General features: G+C 44.1%; 9 protein-coding genes. All 9 read left to right on the top strand.

Features of this window, described 5'->3' with window-relative positions; all coding sequences use genetic code 11:
* Positions 1 to 385: 385 nt before the first annotated feature.
* The 9 genes from ACJJIK_RS07055 (at position 386) to ACJJIK_RS07015 (ending at position 12976) form a co-directional block, all read left to right on the top strand.
* Entirely contained in the window at positions 386 to 1450 is a 1065-nt protein-coding gene (locus ACJJIK_RS07055) for an isochorismate synthase (protein WP_444932301.1), read from the top strand.
* Complete coding sequence (locus ACJJIK_RS07050) at positions 1450 to 3075, top strand: (2,3-dihydroxybenzoyl)adenylate synthase (protein WP_444944589.1); 1626 nt, start codon at positions 1450 to 1452, stop codon at positions 3073 to 3075. Before ACJJIK_RS07055 ends, ACJJIK_RS07050 begins: the two co-directional genes overlap by 1 nt.
* A 13-nt stretch (positions 3076 to 3088) precedes the next feature.
* A complete protein-coding gene (locus ACJJIK_RS07045) occupies positions 3089 to 3976 on the top strand; it encodes an isochorismatase family protein (RefSeq protein WP_444930495.1) in 888 nt (295 codons plus the stop codon).
* A 7-nt stretch (positions 3977 to 3983) separates the two neighbouring features.
* On the top strand, positions 3984 to 4730 hold the full coding sequence (dhbA, locus tag ACJJIK_RS07040; protein ID WP_444944588.1) for a 2,3-dihydro-2,3-dihydroxybenzoate dehydrogenase: 747 nt from the start codon (positions 3984 to 3986) through the stop codon (positions 4728 to 4730).
* A 901-nt stretch (positions 4731 to 5631) separates the two neighbouring features.
* Positions 5632 to 7488: an RHS repeat domain-containing protein gene (locus tag ACJJIK_RS07035; RefSeq protein WP_444944587.1), complete on the top strand. Its 1857-nt coding sequence runs from the start codon at positions 5632 to 5634 to the stop codon at positions 7486 to 7488.
* 274 nt (positions 7489 to 7762) lie between these two features.
* The gene (locus ACJJIK_RS07030; RefSeq protein ID WP_444944586.1) at positions 7763 to 9391 is read left to right on the top strand and encodes an RHS repeat domain-containing protein; all 1629 of its coding nucleotides are present in this window, start codon (positions 7763 to 7765) and stop codon (positions 9389 to 9391) included.
* A 72-nt stretch (positions 9392 to 9463) separates the two neighbouring features.
* Entirely contained in the window at positions 9464 to 10978 is a 1515-nt protein-coding gene (locus tag ACJJIK_RS07025; protein ID WP_444944585.1) for a hypothetical protein, read from the top strand.
* Between the two features lie 104 nt (positions 10979 to 11082).
* The gene (locus ACJJIK_RS07020; RefSeq protein ID WP_444944584.1) at positions 11083 to 11214 is read left to right on the top strand and encodes a hypothetical protein; all 132 of its coding nucleotides are present in this window, start codon (positions 11083 to 11085) and stop codon (positions 11212 to 11214) included.
* A gap of 52 nt (positions 11215 to 11266) precedes the next feature.
* The gene (locus tag ACJJIK_RS07015; protein WP_444944583.1) at positions 11267 to 12976 is read left to right on the top strand and encodes a DUF6531 domain-containing protein; all 1710 of its coding nucleotides are present in this window, start codon (positions 11267 to 11269) and stop codon (positions 12974 to 12976) included.
* Positions 12977 to 13007 lie beyond the last annotated feature (31 nt).

Genomic DNA, 13007 nt, shown 5'->3' with positions numbered 1-13007 from the left:
AAAATCCAAAGGTTGGTGAGGCTGGACCAATTTCTTTGCGAAAATGGTGTTTACAGAGAAAATAAAAAAATAGAGTGCTCATTTTTACTTCTCTTGAGTCCTGGCCTGATTTTATTTTTTTCTCTGTAGTCGCTTCCCGACATGATATCCATGTAAATATTTTCCAAATATTGAATACATCAATTGACAAATACACCAACATTTGAAATATAATGATATTCATTCTCATTTGCGTTTTCAATGGAGTGAAAAGTTTATGCTCTTCCCGACCCAGGGTTTGGAATCTGGCCTATCGCCTGTTCTTGATTCCGCTGATTTTTTGTTCACCTCCTCTTACAGAAGCTTGCGGGGTAAGGGGGTTTTTACAGAAATTAACCAGCCAGTGATGCCGGAGCCTGGTGGCAGTAGTCAGTTGTTTCATAACTCGGTGCAGGGGGCTTTTGCCAATGCGAAGAAGGCGGGGCTCCGCAACCCTGTTGTTATTGGTGCGGTTCCTTTTGACCTGAGCCAACCATCACGACTGTTTATTCCTGCGGAGTGTGAGTTTTTTGATCGCAGTGAGATGATCTCAACCCTGGATGGGGGAAGCGCTTCCGCTCCTCAAGTTGAAAAGATGCAGAGTGTCCCCGGCGAGTGGCGCTTCAAGCAGTCAGTAGAGCAGGCAATCGCCAATTTTCAGCACAGTGATTTACGCAAAGCGGTATTGTCCAGAGTACTAAATGTTGAGTTGGCCGATAAAGTTTCAGTCGATGAAGTTCTGTCTCGATTAATTGTGCAGAACCCTTCTGGTTACCACTTCCGTATACCGATTGAAGGCGATCGGGACCTTATCGGCTCAAGTCCCGAGCTACTAGTGCGTAAAGTGGGCAGTGAACTTGTTTCCAACCCCCTGGCAGGTTCGGCTAAGCGGCAGGAAAATTTGGAAAAAGATAAGGCCGTAAGTGAATCGTTACTGACCTCGGCAAAGGACAGCTACGAACATCGGTTGGTCATTGACGAAATTCGCCAGGTGCTTACGCCATTATGCGATTCACTCGATATTCCAGTAGCCCCCGCACTGATTAGTACCCCGGCTATGTGGCATCTATCAACCTTAATCCACGGGCAGCTGAAAAACCCAGAGATCTCAGCGTTAGAGCTTGCTTGCCAGCTACACCCGACACCGGCAGTGTGTGGTTTTCCGACCAAAGATGCCCGCAATTTAATCCGTTTGGTGGAGTCTTTTGAGAGAGGGGTTTTCACCGGTATGGTGGGTTGGTGTGATGCCGAGGGTAATGGTGAGTGGGTAGTGACTATTCGCTGTGGTACGGTGAGTGGCAATCATATTCAGCTGTTTGCAGGGGCGGGTATTGTTGAGGACTCTTGCCCTGAGTCGGAGTGGCAGGAAACCGGTGCAAAGCTGGGCACTATGCTCAATGCACTGGGGATCACGCAGCAGGGTGCGCTTTAATGAGTATTGAATTTACACCCTGGCCAGAATCGATGGCTCGGCGTTATCGAGATCTTGGTTATTGGCAAGATAAGCCACTGACAGATATCTTGCGGGAGTCCTGTGCAAGGGATGCCAATGCGACAGCAATTATTTGTGGTGGCCGACACTTCTCCTATGCCGAATTAGACCAGTTTTCTGATAATCTGGCTCGATCCCTGCGGCTCAGGGGGCTTAAACCTTACGATACGGCTCTGGTTCAGTTACCGAATATTGCTGAGTTTTATATCGTATTCTTTGGGTTATTAAAAGCGGGCGTGGTCCCGGTCAATGCGTTGTACAGTCACCAGCGCCTGGAGCTACTGGCCTACGCAGAGCAGCTTCACCCAAGCCTTGTTATCGCCTCTGCTTCTCATGCACTTTTTTCTGATACCACTTTTCTGGATGAGCTAAAGCAGAAAACTCCCTCGCTAGAACATGTTTTGTTGTGGGGAGAAAATAGATCAGCAGACTCACTTGATAGCTGTATCAATACAACGGAAATTGCAGCAGAGTTAGAGCCGACACCTGCCGAAGAGGTCGCCTTTTTCCAACTTTCAGGTGGTAGTACCGGTACGCCAAAGCTGATACCCCGCACCCATAATGACTATCTCTACAGTGTACGCAGAAGTGCAGAGATATGCGATCTGAGTCCGCAAACCCGCTTTTTATGTGCACTTCCTGCGGGACACAATTTTTCTTTAAGTTCACCCGGTGCTCTGGGGGTGTTTGACAGTGGCGGTACTGTGATTACCGCCTTAGACCCGGAGCCTTTAAATTGTTTCTCTTTGATTGCCCAACATGAAGTCAATATGGTTGCCCTGGTCCCACCGGCGGTTTCTCTTTGGCTTAAGGCCGCGCCGCAGAATCGGGAAAAGTTAGCCACGCTTTCTTTAATACAGGTGGGTGGAGCTAATTTTGCCGAGAGTGTCGCCCGCAGAGTGCCTGAAGAGTTGGGCTGCCAACTGCAACAGGTCTTTGGTATGGCCGAGGGTCTGGTTAACTATACCCGGCTGGATGACGAAGGCGCTTTGATTTTTTGTACCCAAGGTCGTCCTATGTGTCCTGACGATGAGGTTCGGGTTATTGATGAGTATGGAGCCCTTGTACCTCCGGGGGAGGCCGGCATGCTGGCAACCCGAGGTCCCTATACTATTCGCGGTTACTACAATAGCCCTGAACACAATAAAGCGGCATTCGATGATGAGGGCTTTTATCGCACTGGAGATTTGGTACAACGTGATGAACATGGCTATTTAAGGGTTGTGGGCCGCCAGAAGGATCAGATTAATCGCGGTGGAGAAAAGATAGCGGCGGAAGAGGTTGAAAATTTGTTGCTGCGCCATGACACCATTACTCAGGCCGCACTGGTAGCAATGCCGGATGATTTAATGGGGGAGAAAAGCTGCGCTTTTCTGGTGTCAAGTGATGCAAGCTTACGCCCTGTCGCTTTGCGAAAGTACTTGCGAAGTCTTGGGGTGGCCCAGTTTAAACTGCCAGACAAGTTTGAATTTGTTCAGAGTTTGCCGCTAACTCCGGTTGGAAAAATAGACAAGAAAGTTTTGCGTAAAGAGCTGCTTAAGAAGATAGCGGTTTCTAGGATTTAAGGTATCAAGATTTATGTCAATTCCATCATTGGACAATTATAGTCTACCCGCAATTGATGCTCTCCCTAAAAATAAGGTGGACTGGGAAGTTGACCCTTCCAGAAGCGCTTTGCTTATTCATGATATGCAGGAATACTTCGTGCGCTTCTTTGGTGAGGGAAGCGAACTGATTCGCAATATTGAGAATAATATTGTCGCACTGCGCTCTTGGGCTAAGCAGCAGCAGATACCGGTAATTTATACCGCACAACCCACTGAACAGAGTGATCAAGATCGGGCGCTATTGAATGATATGTGGGGGCCAGGGCTTACCAAGGCTGACCCGAGCCTACAAAAAGTGGTCTCTGCCTTGGCTCCAGATGAGGATGACATAGTACTGGTTAAATGGAGATACAGTGCTTTTTACCGATCTGAACTCCAGGAAATCTTAAAAGAAGCGGGGAGGGACCAACTGTTAATTTGTGGTATCTACGCGCATATCGGCTGTTTGACCACCGCACTGGATGCATTTATGCGAGATATTCAGCCTTTTATGATCGCCGATGCCGTTGCTGATTTTTCTGAAGAAGAGCAGCATATGGCGCTTAACTATGTAGCCAACCGCTGTGGAAGTGTTGTAGCAACAGAGGATGTCGTATCTTTGGGCACTACTTCTGAAATGGTGCTGACCCAGGCTCTCCTCAAGGAGCAATTGCTGGAGTTGATTGATGAAGAGCCCGATTTGTTTGATGCAGATGAAAACCTTATTGATTACGGGTTGGACTCGGCGCAACTGATGGGGTTGATTACGGAATGGCAAAAACTCGGCGTACACATGACCTTTGAAGAGTTGGCTGTTGCACCATCACTGAATGGCTGGTGGCGGCTTATTCAGGGGAAATACCCTGAATTAAAAGGGTAACTGGGTTATGGACTTTTCAGGGAAGCGTGTCTGGGTTACCGGTGCTGGGCGCGGTATCGGGGCGAATATAGCGGATTTATTTTGTCAGAATGGCGCTATCGTTTGGGGTTTTGATATAGCCTTTCCCGGCACTGAATATACTTACCAGACCATTCCTCTGGATATTACCAGCCCTGAGCAGATTGCGCAGGTTTGTAAGCGATTGCTCACCGATGGCCAGGGGCCGGATATTCTGGTCAATGCAGCGGGCATCCTGCGTCTTGGGGGTATCTCAGAATTAACTGTCTCTGATTGGCAGGACTGCCTATCGGTCAATGTGACGGGCCCTTTTAACTTAATCAAAGAGTTGACTCACCACTTTAAGAATCAAGGCAGGGGAGCTATCGTAAACTTGGCCTCTAATGCGGCTCATGTTCCAAGGTTGGGTATGACCGCATACTGCGCTTCAAAAGCAGCATTGGTTAGTCTCAGTCATTGCGTAGCCCTTGAGCTGGCTGAATATGGTGTTCGTTGTAACTTAGTCTCGCCGGGATCTACGGATACTGAGATGTTGCGTGAACTGTGGGGGAGCGAGGGGAGTGAAAAGGCTACCATTGCCGGTAATCCAGAGGGGTACAAGCTGGGAATCCCTTTAAATAAGCTTGCGACAACCTCTGATATAGCAAATACAGTTCTTTTTTTAGCCTCTGATATGGCTGCACATATCACCATGCAGGATATTGTTGTTGATGGTGGGGCAACCCTGGGAAGCTAAGGAACCTCTGGAAAATAATTCCATAGCTATCTATTCGGTATCGCACAGCCAAAAAGTCATATTCTCATACGTGTTTATCCCCATTTCCATTCCCTGAAATCTGTGTTTTGCAGATTTCAGGGACACTGACCCTAGTGCAGCAGATATTTTTCCCAACCAACTGGGCTTATGGCTGATCCAGATTTAAATGGCACAGATGCTGCGGAAGCTGTTTATATCTACTAGTTAGAAAATATTCTTTGTTGGCACTGGCTACTGAAATTAATTGAGTCCACTATACTGGACCCTAAAATGTAGTAGTTAAGAATTGATCGAACAGTTGCTGTTTTTTAGAAGCTGTTTTGTTAGGTTGCGTTTAGTTTGTGAGCTTTTCTTTTCTGATATTTTAATATTCTAATGACTCCCCGCATTCAGCTTTTTATCTGGCATGCAAGTTGTTGGTGGTTCTGGTTTCTGTGGGCTTAGAGCTCAAGATCTCTTTCTGGAGGTGAAGTTACAGTGTCTTCCTTAAATTTCAGCTTAAAAAATAGACGGTTGTTATGTTTCATTACCTTACTGAATCGTTCGACAGTTAAGAGTATAAAACTCCCAAAAACGGTTCGATTGTGCCAACTGTAATGGCGCTGAATCTGTAGGTGTAGAATACGAAAGTGTGCGCCACATCACTAATACGTTTTGGGATCGAGAAATTTATAATTATATCGGTATAGATAATGTAAAATAGATTTCTGTCGAGTCAGAAAAGGGAAGCTCTGTGCTCAAGAAGTGTGCTGAATACATATCTATAAGCTCGTAATTGGTACTCGTTCCTCATATGGTTTTGGGCGAGATTTACTCCTTATTTTCTTCTTGTTAATGCATCGATTAATGGCGCTATGTGCCTAATATTGGGTCAGTTTAGATGAGAGATTTTTTTTTAGTGCTCCTATTGGTTATTTCAGCTGAGGTGTGTGCTGGTTCTTGTGTGGAGAATTATTATGGTCCGTATCTATCCTATTCGGAGGCAGATGCTGCTTGTTATGTAATGCGTGGTGATGGTTATTGTGGGGCTGGTCCAGACTTTGGTTTGTCAGGGCTAAATACAAGAGGTTTTTATGAGCAAATAGAACAAGAGAGTGGTAAGCGTTGGACTAGTAAATCTTTAGCGGGGAAGTGTTCTGATTATGAGAAGGTGGGAATCCCTTCTGGAAAAGATATATTTCTCTATTTTTTTAGTGCCTATGATAGTGGCACCTGTGCAGCTGGTATGTCGCTTGACAGTGTTGGATTGTGTAGTTGCGATTTTGGAATAATGAATTATGATAGTATGTCTTGTGAAGAGCTGATATGTGAAGCGCCTTTGGAATGGAATGGGTTTGCATGCACTAAAGAATGCCCGGTAGATAAGCCCTGGTCCGATACCGCTAGAGATTGCATAGCTCCAGCTGAACCCCAAAGTTGCTCTAACCAAACGGGCGGCCCCTCTAATTTGGCCGGCAATCCTATCAACTTCTTTAATGGTCATAAGCTACAACGGGAGCCGGTATTTACTGCAAGTGGCGATTTCCCATTAACATTCTCTTGGCTATATAACAGTTTTGGCAATTTGGAGAAATCTGGGGCGGGGTATACGATTAATTTTTTTTACCCTGGAGAGACAGTAACCTATGCTGAAGCGCCGGTTGAGGAGAGTGAATATACCTTTAGTTTGCCACTGGATGAAGACTCCGTTTCCGAATATACCGGTAGTGCTACAGATAACTGGCGGCACAATCACAGTTACTTCCTTGCCTATTACATCTTGCCCGATGGTGAAACCGAGCGGGTAATTGCCTATCGCCCGGATGGTAGCGATCTCCATTTTTCTGATGAAGATGGTACTTTTATAGGGGAGGCCAATCGGGATTGGCGTATTGCGAAAGAGCTGGATGAGAGCGGCGAGCTGTCTGGTTGGAAGCTGGAAATTGGTGGCCGAATAGAAACCTACGATACCGCTGGTCGCGTTTTGCGAGTGGAGAACCAGCAGGGTGAAGGGATTAGCTATACCTATGACGACAGCGGTGTTTATCAGTCAGCGATTGCTGATGATAACGGCAATAGTGTTGATTTAACCTGGAGTGATGGGAAACTTATCCAAATTACTCGCAATGATGGCTCTGTGTACAAATTTGCCTACGCTGACGACGATTTGCTCAAGACCATTACTTTCCCCGGCGATGAAAACCCTCAACGTACCTTCCGTTATGAAGATGATCGTTTCCCCAATGCTCTAACCGGAGTTACTGATGAGGCAGGTAAGGTTTACAGTACCTTCACCTATGATGATCAGGGGCGAGCCATTCGCACGGAGCACAATGGGGGGGCAGAATCAGTCGATGTTGAATATATCGATGATTTTACTCGCCGCACCACCAATGTGCTGGATAAGCAAACCACCTATAACTATACCGAAATAGATGGCGTAAAGCGTATCACCTCTGTAGACGGTGAGGCATCGGCTAATTGCGCTGCGGCTAATAAAGGTTATACGTACGATGCTAACGGGTTTGTTGCTAGTGAGACTGATTGGGAAGGAAATACTACCACTTATACCCGTGATAATTTGGGGCGTGAGCTGACTCGGACAGAGGGTTTGGGAGCTGCTGAGTCAAAGGTAGTTGTCATTGAGTGGCATGATTCTTTTAATGTGCCTGTGAAAATTTCTACATCTGAAGATGTTGTTGAATTTGCCTATGACTCCAGTGGTCACTTGCTATCAAAAAAAATTACCCCCAAATAGAGTTCTGAATAAATGGTTTGCCAAAATCAATAAAACAGCTTAATGAGTAAGCAAATTCGAAGAGTTTGATGTGTGTTTTATAGGGTATATTTTGTGGCCCTCTAGTTGGTTGGTGGTTTGCGGGAATTAAGCGTAATTGTCGAGTAAAATTGCCTCTATATGTTGTGTAATTGGGGTGGGGGTAGTTCTCAGCGTTTCTCGGTGAAAAATAGAATACAGATCGCCTATTTCTAAAAATTAGAACTAGTGTTGGTTTTCAGGAGTGGAATAGAAAATGAGTTTCAAAGTGAAGTCTGCTTTCAATGTTGAGAGGAATAAAATACTTCTTGGCTTGCTGATGTTGGAGTCTATTTTTTTTGCGCCTAGTGTAGATGCAGAATTTTGGCGCTATACTTTTGATGGCGGTTTTGAATCTCCTTATGAATATGTGATACAGCACCCCTTTGCGACAAAGGAAGAGGCTGCAGAATACTGGTGTGATAGCTATAATCAACCTGATAATCCTGACTATCTTTTCGTTCATAGGGTTAAAGATGTTTACATGGCGAGTGATACGGATAATGTTAGGCATTACACTGTTCTCTGTGAAACTGTACAGATAGGTTATGATGACTGGAGACAAAGTGGTGGAAGTAGTTTTTATTCGTTAAGCCCCTGTTATTACGATTGGCTTGATAAACCATGCTCATCTTCAAAAAACTTTGGTGGGTTCTCTTGTGATCAAGGGCCGTCACCAATGACAAGTCATCCTGTTAATATGCTAACAGGAAATAAGTTCTATCATGAGGTTGATTACTCTGGTTCCGATGAGTTTCCTTTAGAAATTAGCCGCTACTACAATAGCGAATTGGGCCAATGGCGACATAAATACGATCGTACACTATTTATGCTGGGTAACAGGGCTTTGGCCTATCGGCCAGATGGTAAGGTGATTGAGTTTGCCTATCTTGGCAACGGCCTGTGGAAGCCTGATCCAGGTGTAACTTTAGAGCTGAAATGGGTGCCGCCAGTCTACCACCTGATAGATTCAGATGACACGGTTGAATCTTACAGTAATACTTATGGTGTCCTCGAATCGATATCTACACCTTCAGGGGTACAGATTACCTTCTCAAGAAGCGAGAATAATCTGACGGCCACACACGTTAACGGCCAATCATTGATCTTTAAGCATGATACCAGCGGTCGGCTTATTGAAGTCGAGGTTTCTGAATCGGAAATCTACAGATATGGATATGATTCTGAAGGTCGCTTAGTTCATGTGGCTTATCCAGATAAGACCCCGGGTGTTGCTGGAAGCAACCCGTTTGGGGAGGATAATCCGTATCGTAGTTATTCTTATGCAGACTCTCGTTTTTCTAACTATATAACCAGTATTACCGATGAGTTGGGTGATGTACTTTCTGCTGTTAAGTACGATAGTGAGGGGCGAGCTATCCAAAGTGAATTGGCACTAAACGCAGATCGGATACAGTTAGATTATACTCACCTTGAGGATTCCACGGACCCAAGAGTAAAGGTCACTAATGCTTTAGGGAAGGATACCACCTATCACTACACAACGCTTCATGGGGTCAGAAAAATCACCCATGTGAAGGGGCATACAAGTACTAATTGCGCCGCAGCTAATAAAGCCTACTCTTACGATGCCAATGGTTTTGTAGCAAGTGAGACCGACTGGGAAGGAAATACTACCACTTATACCCGTGATAATTTGGGGCGCGAACTAACTCGTACTGAAGCTGCCGGTACTTCTGAAGAAAAATTAATCACTACTGAATGGCATAATACCTATAGTTTGCCTAAAAAGGTCACCACATCAAATAATATTACAGAATACAGTTATGACTCTGCGGGGCGATTGCTTAATAGGATAGTTACATCAGCAGAGAACGTTGAGTAGGTTTGAGTGAAAGTAATAATTTGTACTGAGAGTGAGGTGTCAATAATGAAGGTTTGTATATTTGGGAGTTGGATGAATTTTAAACTTTTTAAGTTGTTAGCTTGCACTTTATTGATATCTTTATCTATTTCTGCACAGAGAGGAGTGGCGGAAATTGAGTGGAACTGGGCTGGGCACCCACATGACCCGGCCGGGGTCTACAACTCGCCAACAAGAATATTTCCCAGCAGTGCCGCAGAGGCATGTATACTGCATATGGAATCTTATAATCGGGCCTTTGATGATTTTTACAGTACATTTGTGGGGGTTGAGTTAAATGATACTGGGAGCTCGGCTAAATGTAAGTATACGAATCATGTGAGTGCGACTTATTCTTACGGGTGGCATTCTTCGGTTTCTAAATGGTCCGATTGCAGTAATGGTTCTGAGTACAACTCTACAACAGGGGTCTGCGAAAGTGATGATGTTTGCCCTAGTGATACAGAAGGTAATCCGGTTAATATAACAACAGGAGCAAAGGTTCAACAGTTTCGGGATTTGTCTAATCTTGGTATCACCTTTACCAGAGGGTATTTTCAAAGTGATGGTCGTGCTGCATGGAGTTTTTCCCCGCTTGAAACTCTCGAGTCAATGACGGTTGGGAATGAGGAGGCATATCGCCACTATGAAAATGGCCATGAATCTATTTTTTTAAATAATAATGATTGTTGGTCCACATCATTAAATCGTTGCCATCAAATAGATGTGGTAGATGGAAATATTGAATTTACTTACGGTAGGTTGATCAAAGTTTTTAATTCTGACGGTAGCCTAATTGCAACAAAAGAAGTGGGTGGATCTGATGTGTATTATAGTCATGGAGAGGATAGTATTGTCATAACATCTGATGGTCAGGTGGTAGAGGTGTTTTTTGAGGAATTGCAAGATGCCAACTATAGCACCTATAAGCGTATCACTTCTGTTTCGTCTGGTGTTGAATCTGTAGACTACGAATACAATAATGATGGAATGCTTTCTAAAGTTACCTGGATGAATGGTGACTATGAGGAGTATGAATATGACGAGACAAGAAATACATTCTTGACGTCTCGATCTATCAATGGTGTAGTTTATGCAGAGTGGGAGTATGATGATCTCGGACGTACTATTTATTCCCTCCACTCTGAAGGTACGGATAAAACCTCCTTTGACTATAGTATTGCTAATCAGGTGACAACGACCAATGCGCTAGGTAAAAAAACCACTTACTATTTAGAGAATGTTGGCGGAATAAATCGGGTCACTTATATCGAAGGTGTTCAGTCGGATAATTGTGCTGCGTCTTCAAAATCTAGAACTTATGGTGAGGATGCTTTTATTAGTAGTAAGACAGATTGGGAGGGAAATATTACTACTTATACTCGCGACTCTTTGGGGCGAGAATTAACCCGTACCGAAGCGGCTGGCACCTCTGAGGCCAAGCTAATCACTACCGAGTGGCATGAGACCTACAATCTACCTAGAAAGGTGACAACAGCTGAGAGTATTACTGAATACAATTATAATTCCGAGGGTCGGCTGCTTTCAAAAAAAATTACTCCTATATAGGATTCTGAATAAATAGTTTACTAAGCTGAATAAATTGGTTTAGCGGAAAAACCGAAGGGTTGGTATGTGTTTTGGTTGGTTCTATTTATGTGGGAGCGTTTAGCATGTTGGTGGCCCATGGCTCCCAGGTTGCGATTGCTGAGCAGAATAGCTCTTATGCCTATAATGAGGCGGGTAATATAGAGGTAACGGATGATTCGAGTGGGGATGTCACTGGTGCTACTCTTGTTGAATAGGGAAAGATAAGAAATGTATTTTTTAAGGTGCTCCCTTGTCGGGGGTGTTATTGTGTTGATTGCGTGTGAAGTGAATTCAGCTATTCCTGAAAGCGTAATTTATGAAAATGTAGGCTCCCCCTCCTATGTATTTAATACATATAGGGACGCATCAACTTATTATACGGATCCGAACGAAGCGTGTGCTGAAGCGGCACCTAAGCCTGGGGTGAGTGGGGTTGGGTATCGATATGATGATCCTCAGTTTGGAGAAAAAGAGGGGTATGGTTGGGGGTGCTTTTTTTATCTTAAGTATATTCGTTTTGAGACGGGTGAGGTGATTTACGACTATCCTGATACTTTTTATCAGAATTGGGTTGGCACGAATGTGGTGTGTCCAGGGGAAGGTGCGTTCTATAAAGATGGGAGTTGCTATATTGCTCGCCCTTTGTGGGAGGATTCTTGCCCTGTAGGAAATCCTGTTTATATTGGCTCCGGTGTAAAGTTGCAAAGGGAAGTGGACTATTTATCTTCGGAGTTTGATATTGGAGTTGAAAGGGTCTATCGGTCAAAAAATCAGTATGACTCGCTTGGGATTTTTGGAGTGGGTTGGGCTTTGTCTGTTTTTGAGTCGCACCTTAAGTTTGAGTCGGATTATTATGGATCTGATACTGATTTTGTTTTTGTGAATATTTCCGGTGAAAAAAGTATTCTTTTTGAGTCGGAGGGGGTGGGTTGGAAATCGGTAAGCGATCATGATTATTCATTTCTTTCCGATGATGACGGGTATTTGTTGGAGCGAACAGACAAAACTGAGTCGTACCGTTTTTCAAGTGAGGGGAGTCTGCTGCAAGTTGTAAATAATAGAGGTGGGAGTTTTAGTCTTATCTACGGTGCTGCTGACTCAGAATTTCCTGGTTTGCTTGTCGAAATATCTGGTAGCTCTGGCTCAAATGTTCAGTTTCAATATAATGATTCTGGTTTTGTTCAGTCATTATCGCTTAATAATGAGATTCTTTTTCGTTATGAATATGATGGGGATCGATTAGTCAAGCGCAGTGATTTAGAGGGAAATTGGAGAAACTACTTGCATGAGGAAGGATATTCACCTAATCCGCTAGAAATGTTAACTAATGGAGGGGTTGCTCTTCAGGGTGGGACCTATGTTGTTGGGGCGGAATATCCTGGCAATATATTTTTTATCGAGGATGACGAAGATGAGTTGGAGTTTTCTGAGGACTTCTCTAGTTTTACAGGTAACTTTGATAAGAGTCCACTTACCGGGATAGCTGATAATGGTGAACGAATTTCAACCTATAAATATGATGGATTTGGTCGTGTAGTTAGTTCTGGTGATATGTTTGGCGAGGATAAGTTTTCTTATGAATCTAATAAAACTACTGTAGAAAATAGGCTTATGAAGACTACAGAGTATAGTTTTGTAACTTTTAATAACCGACGGCTGATTTCTGCTATAGAGGGGGCTCCCTCTGAGAACTGTGCGGCTGCTAATAAGGCTTATACTTACGATAGTAATGGCTTTTCCTCTAGTGAGACCGACTGGAAGGGTAATAAAACGACTTATACCCGAGATGATCTAGGTCGAGAGCTAACTCGTACAGAGGCTTCTGGTACTCCTGAAGCCAGACTAATCATCACTGAGTGGCACGAAACTCTTAATTTGCCTAAAAAGGTGATAACAGCTGAGAGTATTACTGAATACAATTATGATTCAGAGGGACGATTGCTAGATAAAAAAGTCGTGCCGGTAGAAGATTCTTAATAAAAGTGAACAAATTTAAGTAAAGTGAACG

Source organism: Microbulbifer regidiadema (SeqCode) (assembly GCF_052466995.1).
This window is presented reverse-complemented; position numbering and strand designations above follow the sequence as displayed.